The 13,929-nt window shown below is 68.8% G+C and carries 15 protein-coding genes and 2 pseudogenes; 15 read left to right on the top strand and 2 right to left on the bottom strand.

From position 1 onward, the window contains the following. Nucleotides 1-47: 47 nt before the first annotated feature. The 12 genes and pseudogenes from alaS to aroQ all read left to right on the top strand — a co-directional run bounded on the left by alaS (nucleotide 48) and on the right by aroQ (nucleotide 10,990). Entirely contained in the window at nucleotides 48-2,771 is a 2,724-nt protein-coding gene (gene alaS, locus AU185_RS13435; protein ID WP_059099936.1) for an alanine--tRNA ligase, read from the top strand. A 4-nt stretch (nucleotides 2,772-2,775) separates the two neighbouring features. Beyond that, a complete protein-coding gene (gene ruvX / locus AU185_RS13430; RefSeq protein ID WP_059099937.1) occupies nucleotides 2,776-3,366 on the top strand; it encodes a Holliday junction resolvase RuvX in 591 nt (196 codons plus the stop codon). Next, the gene (locus AU185_RS13425; protein ID WP_059099938.1) at nucleotides 3,359-4,600 is read left to right on the top strand and encodes an endolytic transglycosylase MltG; all 1,242 of its coding nucleotides are present in this window, start codon (nucleotides 3,359-3,361) and stop codon (nucleotides 4,598-4,600) included. The genes ruvX and AU185_RS13425 overlap by 8 nt, the downstream gene beginning before the upstream one ends. Further along, nucleotides 4,597-5,403, top strand: a complete 807-nt coding sequence (locus AU185_RS13420) for a shikimate dehydrogenase (protein ID WP_059099939.1) — start codon at nucleotides 4,597-4,599, stop codon at nucleotides 5,401-5,403. The genes AU185_RS13425 and AU185_RS13420 overlap by 4 nt, the downstream gene beginning before the upstream one ends. 88 nt (nucleotides 5,404-5,491) lie before the next feature. Further along, nucleotides 5,492-5,908: a prepilin peptidase gene (locus AU185_RS13415; protein WP_231740338.1), complete on the top strand. Its 417-nt coding sequence runs from the start codon at nucleotides 5,492-5,494 to the stop codon at nucleotides 5,906-5,908. A gap of 63 nt (nucleotides 5,909-5,971) precedes the next feature. Continuing rightward, complete coding sequence (locus AU185_RS13410) at nucleotides 5,972-6,349, top strand: nuclear transport factor 2 family protein (protein ID WP_059099941.1); 378 nt, start codon at nucleotides 5,972-5,974, stop codon at nucleotides 6,347-6,349. Then, nucleotides 6,346-6,834: a DUF3237 domain-containing protein gene (locus AU185_RS13405; protein ID WP_059099942.1), complete on the top strand. Its 489-nt coding sequence runs from the start codon at nucleotides 6,346-6,348 to the stop codon at nucleotides 6,832-6,834. The genes AU185_RS13410 and AU185_RS13405 overlap by 4 nt, the downstream gene beginning before the upstream one ends. Nucleotides 6,835-6,925: 91 nt before the next feature. Further along, complete coding sequence (locus tag AU185_RS13400; RefSeq protein WP_059100161.1) at nucleotides 6,926-7,528, top strand: TetR/AcrR family transcriptional regulator; 603 nt, start codon at nucleotides 6,926-6,928, stop codon at nucleotides 7,526-7,528. A 37-nt stretch (nucleotides 7,529-7,565) separates the two neighbouring features. Beyond that, nucleotides 7,566-8,774 (top strand): chorismate synthase, encoded by a 1,209-nt coding sequence (gene aroC, locus AU185_RS13395; RefSeq protein ID WP_059100162.1) that lies wholly within the window; start codon nucleotides 7,566-7,568, stop codon nucleotides 8,772-8,774. Continuing rightward, a pseudogene (locus AU185_RS13390) lies at nucleotides 8,774-9,280 on the top strand (shikimate kinase); the annotation flags it as partial. The gene aroC and the pseudogene AU185_RS13390, both read left to right, overlap by 1 nt. 133 nt (nucleotides 9,281-9,413) lie before the next feature. Further along, nucleotides 9,414-10,508 carry a 3-dehydroquinate synthase gene (gene aroB / locus AU185_RS13385; protein WP_059099944.1) on the top strand — a complete coding sequence of 365 codons (1,095 nt, stop codon included), beginning with the start codon at nucleotides 9,414-9,416 and terminating at the stop codon, nucleotides 10,506-10,508. Continuing rightward, nucleotides 10,505-10,990, top strand: a complete 486-nt coding sequence (gene aroQ, locus AU185_RS13380; RefSeq protein WP_059099945.1) for a type II 3-dehydroquinate dehydratase — start codon at nucleotides 10,505-10,507, stop codon at nucleotides 10,988-10,990. Before aroB ends, aroQ begins: the two co-directional genes overlap by 4 nt. Here the strand turns inward: aroQ and AU185_RS13375 are convergent. Then, a complete protein-coding gene (locus tag AU185_RS13375) occupies nucleotides 10,939-11,484 on the bottom strand; it encodes a B-4DMT family transporter (protein ID WP_059099946.1) in 546 nt (181 codons plus the stop codon). The two genes, aroQ and AU185_RS13375, sit on opposite strands and share 52 nt — an antisense overlap. A 33-nt stretch (nucleotides 11,485-11,517) precedes the next feature. Between AU185_RS13375 and AU185_RS13370 the strand changes: the two genes are divergently transcribed. The 3 genes from AU185_RS13370 to nusB are packed head-to-tail and all read left to right on the top strand — an operon-like array spanning nucleotide 11,518 to nucleotide 13,708. Then, complete coding sequence (locus tag AU185_RS13370; protein ID WP_059099947.1) at nucleotides 11,518-12,621, top strand: M24 family metallopeptidase; 1,104 nt, start codon at nucleotides 11,518-11,520, stop codon at nucleotides 12,619-12,621. Nucleotides 12,622-12,639: 18 nt separating this feature from the next. Continuing rightward, nucleotides 12,640-13,203, top strand: a complete 564-nt coding sequence (efp, locus tag AU185_RS13365) for an elongation factor P (protein ID WP_059099948.1) — start codon at nucleotides 12,640-12,642, stop codon at nucleotides 13,201-13,203. Beyond that, nucleotides 13,196-13,708, top strand: a complete 513-nt coding sequence (gene nusB, locus AU185_RS13360) for a transcription antitermination factor NusB (RefSeq protein WP_059099949.1) — start codon at nucleotides 13,196-13,198, stop codon at nucleotides 13,706-13,708. Before efp ends, nusB begins: the two co-directional genes overlap by 8 nt. On the opposite strand, the pseudogene AU185_RS13355 reads toward nusB, so the two are convergent. Next, nucleotides 13,705-13,929, bottom strand: a pseudogene (locus tag AU185_RS13355) (serine hydrolase); the annotation flags it as partial. The gene nusB and the pseudogene AU185_RS13355 sit on opposite strands and share 4 nt — an antisense overlap.

Raw genomic sequence — 13,929 nt, 5'->3', positions numbered from 1 at the left:
GGTCGAATAGTCGCAGGTACCAGCGAAACTACAAGGATGTATCAGACGTGCAGACACACGAGATCAGGAAGCGTTTCCTCGATCACTTCGTGAAAGCGGGCCACACCGAGGTGCCGAGCGCTTCGGTGATCCTCGACGACCCCAATCTGCTGTTCGTCAACGCCGGCATGGTGCAGTTCGTGCCCTACTTCCTCGGCCAGCAGGCGCCGCCGTGGAGTCGGGCCACCAGCGTTCAAAAGTGCATCCGCACCCCCGATATCGATGAGGTGGGCATCACCACCCGGCACAACACCTTCTTCCAGATGGCGGGCAACTTCTCGTTCGGCGACTACTTCAAGAAGGGCGCCATCGAATTCGCCTGGACGCTGTTGACCAACCCGGTCGATCAAGGGGGTTACGGGCTCGAACCGGAGCGCCTATGGGCGACGGTCTATCTGGACGACGACGAAGCGGCAGCGCTCTGGCAGGAGGTCGCCGGGCTGCCACCGGAGCGCATCCAACGCCGCGGGATGGCGGACAACTACTGGTCGATGGGCATCCCCGGGCCGTGCGGGCCGTCGTCGGAGATCTATTACGACCGTGGCCCCGACTACGGCGCCGAGGGCGGGCCGGTCGTCAACGAGGACCGCTACATCGAGATCTGGAACCTCGTCTTCATGCAGAACGAGCGCGGCGAGGGCACCTCGAAGGAGGACTTCGAGATCCTCGGCCCGTTACCGCGCAAGAACATCGACACGGGCATGGGCATCGAGCGGGTGGCCTGCCTGCTGCAGGGCGTGGACAACGTCTACGAGACGGACCTGGTGCGACCGGTCATCGACCTCATGGCGGAGCGTGCGCCCCGCGGATACGGGCAGGGCAGCCACTCCGACGACGTGCGCTACCGAATCATCGCCGACCACAGCCGGACCGCGGCGATCGTCATCGGCGACGGTGTGAGCCCCGGCAACGAGGGTCGCGGCTATGTGTTGCGCCGCCTGTTGCGCAGGATCATCCGCGCGGCCAAACTTCTCGGGGTCGAGCAGCCGATCATGGCCGATCTGATGGCCACCGTGCGTGACGAGATGGGCCCGTCGTACCCGGAACTGGTGGCCGACTTCGACCGCATCGAGCGGATCGCCGTGGCCGAGGAGACCGCGTTCAACCGCACGCTCGCCGCGGGTTCGCGGTTGTTCGACGAGGCCGCGGGTGCGACGAAAGCCAAGGGCGCCACCGTGTTGTCCGGCTCCGACGCGTTCACCCTGCACGACACCTACGGGTTCCCGATCGAGCTCACGCTGGAGATGGCCGCCGAACAGGGGCTCTCCGTCGACGAACAGGGCTTCCGCGGCCTGATGGCCGAACAGCGCCAGCGCGCCAAGGCCGACGCGGCCGCCCGCAAGCAGGCGCACTCCGATCTGTCGGCGTACCGCGAGCTCGTCGACGCGGGACCGACCGAGTTCACCGGTTTCGACGAATTGTCCTCGGAAGCAAGGATTCTCGGGATCTTCGTCGACGGCAAGCGGGTGCCCGTCGTATCCCACGACGGTGCCGGTATCGGCGGCGCGGCCGCCGGCGGTGGCCCGCAGCCGGACCGGGTCGAGCTGATCCTGGACCGCACCCCCTTCTATGCCGAGTCCGGCGGTCAGATCGCCGACGAGGGCACGATCAGCGGCTCGGGGGCCTCCACCGCGGCGAAGGCCGCCGTCACCGATGTGCAGAAGATCGCGAAAACCCTGTGGGCACATCGGGTCAACGTCGAGTCCGGTGAGTTCGTCGAGGGTGACACGGTGATCGCTGCCGTGGATCCGCGGTGGCGGCACGGCGCGACCCAGGGCCATTCCGGAACTCATATGGTGCACGCCGCGCTGCGACAGGTGTTGGGGCCGAACGCGGTTCAGGCCGGCTCACTGAACCGGCCCGGGTACCTGCGGTTCGACTTCAACTGGCAGGGTCCGCTCACCGAGGAGCAGCGCGGCCAGATCGAGGAAGTCACCAACGAAGCCGTCGAAGCCGACTACGAGGTGCACTCGTTCACCACGGAGTTGGAGAAGGCCAAGTCGATGGGCGCGATGGCGCTGTTCGGCGAGCAGTACCCCGATCAGGTTCGCGTGGTCGAGATCGGCGGCCCGTTCTCGCTGGAGTTGTGCGGCGGCACTCACGTGCACAACTCCGCGCAGATCGGTCCGGTGACGATCCTCGGCGAGTCGTCGGTCGGCTCCGGGGTGCGCCGCGTCGAGGCCTACGTCGGTCTGGACTCGTTCCGCCACCTGGCCAAGGAGCGAGCCTTGATGGCCGGCCTCGCCTCGTCGCTGAAGGTGCCGTCCGACGAGGTGCCTGACCGAGTGGCGAATCTGGTCGAGCGGCTGCGAGCGGCCGAGAAGGAGTTGGACCGGCTGCGCCTGGCGAACGCGCGCGCCGCCGCAGCAAATGCCGCCGCGGGCGCGGAACTTGTCGGTAAGGTCCGTCTCGTGGCGCAGCGGATGGCCGGTGGGATGTCGGCCGGTGATCTGCGCACGCTGGTCGGCGACGTCCGCGGCAAGCTCGGCGCCGACCCCACCGTCGTCGCGCTGATCGCCGAGGGCGAGAACGACACCGTCCCGTTCGTGGTGGCGGTCAACCCGGCGGCACAAGACCTCGGTCTGCGGGCCGACGACCTGGTCAAGCACTTGGGCGCGCCGGTCAACGGCCGGGGTGGCGGCAAGGCCGATCTCGCACAGGGTTCCGGTAAAGGGGCGGCAGGAATCGACGCGGCATTGGCCGCGCTGCGCGCAGAGATTCACCGGAGCTAGCCGCGTGAAGTCCACACCTGCCGGCGATGAGCCGCTTGCGCGACGAGCATCGGACGATCGTCGGCCGGATCGGCCCGGGGGTGCCCTGAACCCTCCGGACCCGGGACGCGGTCGACGGATCGGCATCGATGTCGGCAGCGTGCGCATCGGGGTGGCCGCCAGTGACCCGGACGCCATCCTCGCCACGCCGGTCGAGACCGTGGCGCGGGACCGGCGCAAGGACTCGGACCGGCACATCCGACGGCTCGCCGGCCTGGTTCAAGACTTGGGCGCCGTGGAGGTCGTCGTGGGATTGCCCCGCACGCTCGCCGACCGCTCCGGGTCCTCCGCTCAGGACGCCGTCGCGGTTGCCGATGCGCTCGCTGCGCGGATCGCGCCGACACCCGTGCGACTCGCGGACGAACGACTCACTACCGTGGTGGCTCAACGCTCGTTGCGAGAGGCCGGCGTTCGGGCCAGGGGCCAGCGTTCGGTCATCGACCAAGCGGCAGCGGTAGGCATTCTGCAGAACTGGCTGGACCAGCGGCGCGCGGCGCCGGGGACACAAGGGGCACAAGAGCACCGTGCCGCGCACGGAGAGGTCGTGGATGACTGACCATTGGGGCCGCGAACGGGCCGAACCGGTTGCGGTCGGCCCACCGCGGCGCCGGACGACCCGCGCGGACCGGATCCGGCAGGCGCGGAACCGGCGCAGGCGTCGCCTGGCGGGCAGCTTGGCGGTCGGCCTGCTGATCGTGGTCGTCGTCGGCGCGGTGTTCCTCGGCTCGAAATTGTGGCACTCGTTGTTCGGCGGCAACGACTTCACCGGCGAGGGCGTCGCCGATGTGGTGATCCAGGTACACGACGGCGACTCCACCACCGCGATCGGCAAGACGCTGCAGGAGCACAACATCGTCGCGACGGCCAGCGCGTTCGTCGACGCCGCCGAGGGCAACGACGCGATCTCGGCGATCCAGCCCGGCTTCTACAAGCTGCGCACCGAGATTCCGGCGGCCAACGCCGTTGAGCGGCTGGCAGATCCGCAGAACCGGGTCGGTAAGCTCACCATCCCCGAGGGACGTCAGCTCGACGATGTCCGTGACGTGAAGACCGACGCGGTCACCGACGGCATCCTCAGCCTGATCTCCCGCGCGACGTGTGTCGACCTCGACGGCGAGCGCCACTGTGTGTCGGCGGACGCGCTGAAGCGGGTGGCCGGGACGGTTGCGCCGGCGGCGCTGGCGGTGCCGGACTGGGCCATCGAGCCCGTCACCGCGATGGGAGACGATCATCGGCGCCTCGAGGGGTTGATCGCCGCGGGCACGTGGAACATCGACCCGTCGGCGCAGCCGCAGGAGATCCTGTCGAACCTGATCTCCGCCAGCGCAACGCAATACGCGAACGGGGGGCTACTCGAGACGGCCGCGGCCATGAAGATGTCGCCGTATCAGATCTTGACCGTGGGCTCGCTGGTGCAGCGGGAGTCGACACCCGAGGACTTCGCCAAGGTGGCGCGCGTCATCTACAACCGGCTGGCCGAGAACCGCACGCTCGAGTTCGACTCCACGGTCAACTACCCGCTGGACCGCATCGAGGTGGCCACCACCGACGTCGATCGCGCGCAACACAACCAGTGGAACACCTATGTCCGGCCCGGGCTTCCGGCGACCCCGATCTGCTCGCCGAGCCAAGCGGCGCTGGCCGCCGCCGAGCAACCTGCGCCCGGGGACTGGCTGTATTTCGTCACCATCGACATGCAGGGCACGACGTTGTTCACCAGGGACTACCAGGAGCACCTCGCGAACATCGAACTGGCTCAGCGCAACGGTGTGCTCGATTCCGCGCGATGAGCGCACGCCGTAGGGCGGCGGTGCTCGGTTCGCCGATCGCGCACTCCCGCTCGCCGCAGCTGCACCTCGCGGCTTACCGTGCGCTGGGCCTGCACGACTGGACCTACGAGCGAATCGAGTGCACAGCCGAGCAATTGCCCGGCCTCGTCACCGGTTTCGGCCCCGACTGGGTCGGCGTATCGGTGACCAAGCCCGGCAAGTTCGCGGCGCTGGAGGTCGCCGACGAGCGCACCACCCGCGCCGAACTCGTCGGCTCGGCGAATACGTTGGTCCGGTCACCGGCGGGCTGGCGAGCTGACAACACCGACATCGACGGTGTGACAGGAGCATTGGGCGACGTGACGGCCGGGCACGGGATCGTGGTGGGTTCCGGAGGCACGGCACCGGCGGCGGTCGTCGGGCTGGCAGAGCTCGGAGTCCAGCGGGTGACTGTGGCGGCGAGGAACCCCGAGAAGGCCGCGCCGCTGGTGGATCTGGCGACGCGGTTGGGTGCCGACGCCCGGTGGTGTGACGTCGACGGCCCCGAACTGCGCAGCACGGTCATCGACGCGGATCTGATGGTCAACACCATTCCCGCCGATGCGGCCGCGCGCTACGCGTCCGCGTTCGCAGACGTCCCGCTTGTGCTCGATGCGATCTACGACCCGTGGCCGACGCCGTTGGCCGCGGCGGTACTGGACGCCGGCGGGCGGGTCATCAGTGGTCTGCAGATGCTGCTTCACCAGGCGTTCGCTCAGGTCGAGCAGTTCACCGGTCGCCCGGCACCGCGTGAAGCGATGGCAGCGGCGCTCGACGCGAGCTGAGCGTTCGGCTTACCGCGGTGCAAGTCGGTGGGCCGATTCGGTGACTCCGGGAGTACTGCGCGCCCGTTAGCCTTCGTGAATGGGGGGAGTGGCTTGCGCTGCGGTGCTGTGGTGGTTCGTGGCGTTGAGCGTCTGCGACATCCGAGAGCGGCGACTACCGAACTGGCTCACCTTGCCGGGCGCGCTCGTCATTCTGAGCGCTGCGGCGATGGCAGATCGCGGGCTTCCGGCGGTGGCCGGGGCCGTCGCGCTGTTCGCCGTCTACGTGACGACGCATCTGCTCGCACCGGCGGCGATGGGCGCCGGCGACGTCAAACTCGCGATCGGTGTCGGCGCGCTGACGGGTGCGTTCGGCATCGACGTGTGGACGCTGGCCGCGATGGGAGCTCCACTGATCACGGCCGCGTGGGCCCTCGTCGTGGCTCGGCATCGGGAAGCGACTGTCCCGCACGGCGTTTCGATGTGCCTCGCGGCGGCAACGGCGACGGCGTTGGTGACGCTCTAATGCCAGGCGAGGCGAGCAGCTCTACTCTTGCATACTCAGAGTAGGTTATTGCATACTGCGAGTATGCAAACTGATTTGAAGGCCCTTTCGGAGCGGTATTTCGCCGCGTGGGCGAAACGCGACCCGGACGCGATCGCTGGGTTGCATACCGAGGACACCCGGTTCTGGACACATGTGGGCGCGGAGCCGGTCGTCGGGCGTGACAATGCGCGCGAGGCGTTCGCCGGGTTCTTCGAGCAGTTCCCGGACTTCACCTTCGAGACCTATCGGGTGCTCTACGGCGATGCCCACTGGATACTCGATTGGGCGTTGATCTCCGGCGGTGTGCGCTTCGACTGCCTCGATGTGGTGGTTGTCTCGCGCGAGGGGCTCGTCGCACGCAAGGACTCGTTCATCGACTCGGCGCAGATGATGGCCTCGATGAAAGGGGCCGGCGCGTGACGGCGGCCGCGGTCGACCAGCTACCGCTCGTCGACGCCTTGCCCGTCGAGCACCTGTTCGACATGCACGTCGATCTCCAGCCGGCGCAACCCATCTCGACACCTACCGGTGCCCGGATGACGTTCATCGCGGACGGTGGAACCATCGATGGGCCACGGCTGCGGGGTGAAGTGCTGCCCGGCGGCGGGGACTGGCTTCTCGTCGGTGACGACGGGTCCGGTCGGGTCGATGTCCGCGTCACACTGCGCACGCACGACGGTGTGCTCATCCACTTCGAGAGCGCAGGGATCATCAAGGTCCCCGCGGACGGACTCGAGCGGTTGGCACGCGGTGAGGTCCTTCCTTTCGACGAGACCTACGTGCGAACGACGCCCAGGTTCGCCACCGCCGACGAGCGCTATGCATGGCTCAGCGAGGTCGTCGCGCTGGGCTACAACGTTCTTTCGCCGAACCACGTCGACTATCGCGTCTACGGAGTGTTGTGAACGACGAAAGGCTTGCCCAGCAGTCGAATCGGGTTGTCGACCGCTGGCCACGCACGCAGCCCGCGGACCTGTGACCGGATATCGTTCGGCGGTGGCGACGAAGGGCGCAAGGCGGACACAGGCCGAGCGCACCGAGGCGACCACCTCGGCGCTGGTGGTCGCGGCGCGTCAGCTGTTCGCCGAGCGCGGTTACGAGGCCACCTCGCTGGATGTGGTCGCTGCACGGGCGAATGTGACCAAGGGCGCCGTCTACCACCACTTCGAGGGCAAGCGCCGACTGTTCGAGGCGGTGTTCACCGGCGAAATCGAGCGGATGGCGGGGCCGCTGGTCGACGCATATCGGCGCAGGAAGGACCCGTGGGACGCGTTCGGGTCCGCGTGCCGGGCATTCCTCGACGAATGCCTCGAACCGGGGCTGCAGCGGATCGTGCTGCTCGACGCGTTCACCGCGCTGGGCTGGGAGGAGGTGCGTCGCCTCGAGGCGCCGCTGCTCGAGATGATGGAAGTGGCCATCGTGCGCGCTGTCGAAGCCGGTCGGATCGCCAGGCGGCCACCAGGACCGCTGGCACATTTCTTGTTCGGCGCGCTCTGCGAGATGGCGATGATCGTCGCCCGCGCGCAGGACCAGAAGGCCGCGCATCGGCACACCGCAGCCGAACTCGGCCGCATCCTCGATGGCCTGGTGATCGGCTGATTCGGGGCCGGGCGGCCGACGTGGGAAGATGGGACGCGTGTTGCGATGGACCACTGCTGGTGAATCCCACGGCCGCGCCCTGGTGGCCGTCGTCGAAGGCATGGTCGCGGGCGTGCACGTCACCTCGGACGACATCGCCGGGCAGCTGGCCCGCCGTCGCCTCGGGTACGGCCGCGGCGCCCGGATGAAGTTCGAGCAGGACCTGGTTACGATGCTGGCCGGGGTCCGGCACGGCGTCACGCTCGGTGGCCCGATCGCGATCGAGATCGGCAACACCGAGTGGCCGAAGTGGGAAACCGTGATGGCACCGGACCCCGTGGACCCCGCCGAGCTCGACGTCGCGCGCAATGCGCCCCTGACCCGGCCGCGGCCCGGGCACGCCGACTACGCGGGCATGCTCAAGTACGGCTTCGACGACGCCCGTCCGGTGCTCGAGCGCGCCAGCGCTCGCGAGACCGCGGCCCGCGTGGCCGCCGGCACGATCGCCCGCGCGTTCCTCAAAGAGGCGCTCGGCGTCGAGGTGCTGTCCCACGTCATCTCGATCGGGGCGTCAGACCCGTACGACGGCCCGCCGCCACAGGCCGCCGACCTGGCCGCGATCGACGCGAGCCCCGTCCGCGCCTACGACAAGGACGCGGAAAAGTCCATGATCGACGAGATCGAGGCCGCCAAGAAGGACGGCGACACGCTCGGCGGCGTCGTCGAGGTCGTCGCCAACGGCCTTCCGGTGGGGCTGGGGTCGTTCACCAGCGGCGACAACCGGCTCGACAGCCAACTCGCCGCCGCGGTGATGGGCATCCAGGCGATCAAGGGTGTCGAGATCGGCGACGGGTTCCAGACCGCGCGCCGACGCGGCAGCGTCGCCCACGACGAGATGTATCCGGGCCCCGACGGGGTGATGCGCTCGACGAACCGGGCGGGCGGTCTGGAAGGCGGGATGACCAACGGCCAGCCGCTGCGGGTGCGCGCGGCGATGAAGCCGATCTCCACCGTGCCGCGGGCCCTGGCGACGGTGGACATGGACACCGGCGACGAGGCCGTCGCGATCCATCAGCGCTCCGACGTCTGTGCGGTGCCCGCCGCCGGCGTGGTCGTCGAGACCATGGTGGCGCTGGTGCTCGCACGGGCGGCGCTGCAGAAGTTCGGCGGCGATTCGCTGACCGAGACGCGGGCCAACATCGACAACTACTTGCGAGCGGTGCGCGACCGTGAGCCGGCGACGCGACCGGTGCAGGCCTCGGGCTGATGGCGCCGCGCGCGGTACTGGTCGGCTTGCCCGGGTCGGGCAAGTCGACGATCGGGCGGCGGTTGGCCAAGGCGCTCGGACTCTCGCTGCTCGACACCGATGCCGCGATCGAGGAGACCACGGGCCGCACGATCGCCGACATCTTCGCCACCGACGGCGAGCAGGAGTTCCGCCGGATCGAGGAAGAGGTCGTCCGATCGGCGCTGCAGACCCATGACGGCGTGCTGTCGTTGGGCGGGGGAGCGGTCACCACGGCGGGTGTGCGCGAGGCGCTGGCCGGTCATACCGTGATCTACCTGGAGATCAGCGCCGCGGAGGGCGTGCGCCGGACCGGAGGCAGCACGGTGCGTCCGCTGCTAGCGGGCGCCGACCGCGACGAGAAGTTCAAAGCGCTGATGTCGCAACGGGTTCCGCTATACCGGAAGGTGGCGACGATCCGGGTCAACACCAACCGGCGCAACCCCGGTGCGGTGGTGCGCTACATCGTCACCCGGCTGGAGAACCCCGGCGCACCCAACCCGCAGCGGCGCAAGCGTCGCCCACCCTGGCGCCGCGGACCGTCGGCGCTCACCGCCGAGCCCAGCACCGAGGCGCCGCCGTCACCGGCGGCGGTCGCCGCCCGAAACATGAAGGCGAACCGTGACTGAACACACCGACCCGGTCACCGTAGACGTACTCGTCGACCCGCCGTACCCCGTCATCATCGGCGCCGGGCTGCTCGGCGAATTGCAACGTGCCCTCGAGGGCAGGCACAAGGTCGCGATCCTGCACCAGCCCGTGCTCGCGCAGACGGCCGAGCTCATCCGCAAGACGTTGGCCGACACCGGCATCGACGCACACCGCATCGAGATTCCGGACGCCGAGAAAGGCAAGGACCTGCCGGTCGTCGGATTCATCTGGGAAGTGCTGGGCCGCATCGGGATCGGCCGCAGGGATGCGATCGTCAGCCTCGGCGGCGGAGCGGCCACCGACGTCGCAGGTTTCGCGGCCGCCACCTGGCTGCGCGGGATCGACATCGTCCACGTGCCGACCACGCTGCTCGCAATGGTGGACGCCGCCGTCGGTGGCAAGACCGGCATCAACACCGACGCGGGCAAGAACCTGGTCGGCGCTTTCCACCAACCCGCCGCCGTGCTCGTCGACCTCGCCACGTTGGAGACGCTGCCCCGCAACGAACTCGTCGCGGGCATGGCCGAGATCGTCAAGGCCGGTTTCATCGCCGACCCGGCCATCCTGGACCTGATCGAAACCGATCCCGAAGCCGCGCTGGATCCCACCGGAACCGTGCTGCCCGAGCTGATCCGGCGCGCGATCGCGGTCAAGGCCGAGGTGGTCGCCGCCGACGAGAAGGAATCGCAACTGCGCGAGATCCTCAACTACGGCCACACCCTGGCGCATGCGATCGAACGCCGCGAGCGCTACCAGTGGCGCCACGGCGCCGCCGTGTCGGTGGGGCTGGTGTTCGCCGCCGAACTCGGCCGGCTCGCGGGCCGCCTCGACGACGAAACCGCCGACCGGCACCGGGCGGTGCTCACCTCGCTGGGCCTGCCGGTCAGTTACGACGCCGACGCGTTCCCCGAGTTGCTGGAGACCATGGCGGGGGACAAGAAGACCCGCGCGGGCGTGCTGCGGTTCGTCGTACTCGACGGCCTCGGCAAGCCGGGACGTCTGGAGGGCCCAGATCCGTCACTTCTTGCGGCGGCATACGCAGAAATAGGAGCGGTGGCGTCATGACCGGAACGGTGCTGATCCTCAACGGCCCCAACCTCGGTCGGCTGGGCCGCCGCGAACCCGACGTGTACGGCAGCGCCACGCACGATGAACTGGTCGCGCTCATCGAGCGTGAGGCCGAGGAGATGGGACTGAAAGCCGTTGTGCGGCAGAGCGACAGCGAGGCCGACCTGCTCGGCTGGATCCACGCCGCCGCCGATGCGGGCGATCCGGTGATCCTCAATGCCGGCGCACTGACGCACACGTCGGTGGCGCTGCGCGACGCGTGCACCGAACTGCGCGCGCCGCTGATCGAGGTGCACATCTCGAATGTGCACGCCCGCGAGGAATTCCGGCACCACTCGTACCTGAGTGCGGTGGCCACCGGCGTGATCGTCGGCCTCGGCGTGCAGGGCTACGTACTCGCCCTGCGGTACTTGGCCAGCCTCGGCGGCTACACCCGGTCGTCGCGTGGTGTTGTCTCGGAGGACCCGCCCGCGTCCTGACGGCCGACGGCCGCGAACACGTCGGTATCGGCGCGGTCGTCATCGTGGGCGTGGTGCAGATGCGGTGTCTGGTCGGCCTTGCGGTCGACGAGGTAGCGGCCGAGCGCCACACCTGCGATCGCCATCAAGAACACCACCAGCGCGGTGAACGCCGCGAACGTGGTGACCTCGTTGAGGAGCGCCTCGACATAGAGGCTCTTGTAGAAGATCCCGATGAACCACGCCACCGCGCCGCTGACGATCCCGGCGAACAGGCCCGACAGCAGCCAGACCATCGCCAGGTCGCCGCGGCGGTCCGGGTCCGGGTTGGCGCGGGCGTCGGCCCGGCCGTCGATCACACCCCAAACGAACGCGGCGATCGCGAACAGCGCCACCAGCACGACGCTGATCAGCCCTGCCCTGGTTTCCCACGCGTTGATCAGCGTTCCCTGCAGCAATCGCACGATCACCATCAGGGTCGCGAACACCAGTCCGCGCAGCAACCACTTACTCATGGGGCCTCACCTTAGCGAGTAGCGTCATCGACCGTGACTATTTCACAGCGCCGGGACCGGTTGCGCGAGCGCCTCGCCAACGCCGGGCTCGACGCGATGCTGGTTTCGGACCTGGTCAACGTGCGATATCTGTGCGGGTTCACCGGCTCCAACGCCGCCCTGCTCATCCGGGTGGACGGGAAAGACACGGAAACGCCGGTGCTGGCCACCGACGGCCGCTACCGCACGCAGGCGGCCCAGCAGGCGCCCGACGCCGAGATCGTCATCGAGCGGGCCTGCGGACCGCACCTGGCGCGCCGGGCCGCCGCGGATGGGGTGCGTCGGCTCGGCTTCGAGAGTCACGTGGTGACCGTCGACGCGTTCGCCGCGTTGACCGCTGCCGCCGGAGAGCAGACCGAGCTGGTGCGCGCGGCTGGAACGGTCGAGGCGCTTCGCGAAGTCAAGGACGCGGGCGAGGTTGCGCTGCTGCGGCTGGCTTGCGAGGCCGCCGACGCGGCGTTGCGGGACCTCGTCGACGGCGGCGGACTGCGGGCGGGCCGCACGGAGAAGGAGGTCGGCCGCGAGCTCGAGTCGCTGATGCTCGAGCACGGCGCCGACGGGGCGTCGTTCGAGACGATCGTGGCGGCCGGGCCCAACTCGGCGATCCCGCATCACCGGCCCACCGACGCGGTGCTGGGCGCAGGCGACTTCGTCAAGATCGATTTCGGCGCGCTGGTCAGCGGCTACCACTCGGATATGACCCGGACCTTTGTGCTCGCACCGGCCGCGCAGTGGCAGCACGACCTCTACGAACTGGTCGCCACCGCGCAACGCGCCGGTCGGGAGGCGCTGGCGCCCGGGGTGTCGCTCAAGGAGGTCGACGCAGCGTCGCGTCGCGTCATCGCCGAGGCCGGCTATGCCGACAACTTCGGACATGGGCTCGGGCATGGGGTGGGTCTGCAGATCCACGAAGCGCCGGGGATCAACGCGGCGGCCGCCGGTACACTGCTTGCTGGCTCTGCGGTGACCGTGGAACCCGGTGTCTATCTGCCCGACCGTGGCGGCGTCCGCATCGAGGACACGCTCGTCGTGGCGGGCTCCCAAGACGACACCTCCGACTTGCTTACCCGGTTCCCGAAGGAACTGGCCATCCTCTGAACAGGAGAACAACCGACCGTGGCAACGACCGCCGACTTCAAGAATGGCCTCGTCCTGGTGATCGACGGGCAACTCTGGCAGATCATCGAATTCCAGCACGTCAAACCCGGCAAGGGGCCGGCCTTCGTGCGCACCAAGCTCAAGAACGTGGTCTCCGGTAAGACCGTCGACAAGACCTACAACGCGGGGGTGAAGGTCGAAACCGCGACGGTCGACCGGCGCGACGCGACCTATCTCTACCGCGACGGCTCCGACTTCGTGTTCATGGACTCCCAGGACTACGAGCAGCATCCGCTGCCCGAGTCGCTGGTCGGCCGCGCCGCCGATTTCCTCCTCGAGAGCATGCCGGTGCAGATCGCCTTTCACGACGGTTCGCCGCTGTACCTCGAGTTGCCCGTCACCGTCGAACTCGAGGTCACGCACACCGAGCCGGGGCTGCAAGGCGATCGTTCCAGTGCCGGCACCAAGCCCGCCACGGTGGAGACCGGCGCCGAGATCCAGGTACCGCTGTTCATCAACACCGGCGACCGGCTCAAGGTCGACTCGCGTGACGGCAGCTATCTGGGTCGGGTGAATGCCTGACCGTCGAGGAGACTCCGGCCGGACTGGTCGGCCCGCCGACCGGGGCCGCCATCAGGCCCGCAAGCGCGCCGTCGACCTGCTCTTCGAGGCCGAGGCCCGCGGGCTCACCTCGGCGGAGGTGGCAGAGGCACGCAATGCCTTGGCGGAGAACGAGTCCGACGTGGCGCCACTGAACCCGTACACCGTGACGGTGGCTCGGGGGGTCACCGAGCATTCCGCGCACATCGACGATCTGATCGCCGCGCACCTTCAAGGCTGGACTCTGGAGCGGTTGCCTGCCGTCGATCGCGCGATTCTGCGGGTGGCGGTGTGGGAACTGCTGCACGCCGACGATGTGCCCGAGCCGGTCGCCGTCGACGAAGCGGTCGAACTGGCCAAACAGTTGTCGACCGATGACTCACCGGGTTTCGTCAACGGCGTACTGGGCCAGGTGATGCTCGTGACGCCGCAGATCCGGGCCGCCGCGCAGGCGGTGCGCGGGGCCGGCGACGGGGGCACGCTTTAGATGTCGAGCGCCTGGTAGGTCCGGCGGACGAACTTCGGCTGAGCGCTCTGAAGTTTGGCCAGCGACGTGTTGCCGGCGATCGCGGCCGCGTCGACGCTGACCTCGGGAAGGTTCTGGACCAGATAGATCAGGATCAGGTCCGCCGACGGATCGGCCTGCCACCACGTGCCGTAGGCGCCCGGCCAGCTGAACGTGCCGGTGGTCACCGATCCCGCGAAGTC

Origin of the sequence: Mycobacterium sp. GA-0227b (genome assembly GCF_001499855.1) — a bacterium.
Lineage (GTDB): Bacteria > Actinomycetota > Actinomycetes > Mycobacteriales > Mycobacteriaceae > Mycobacterium.
The sequence above is the reverse complement of the archived record's forward strand: the minus strand, read 5'-3'. Positions and strand labels throughout refer to the sequence as shown.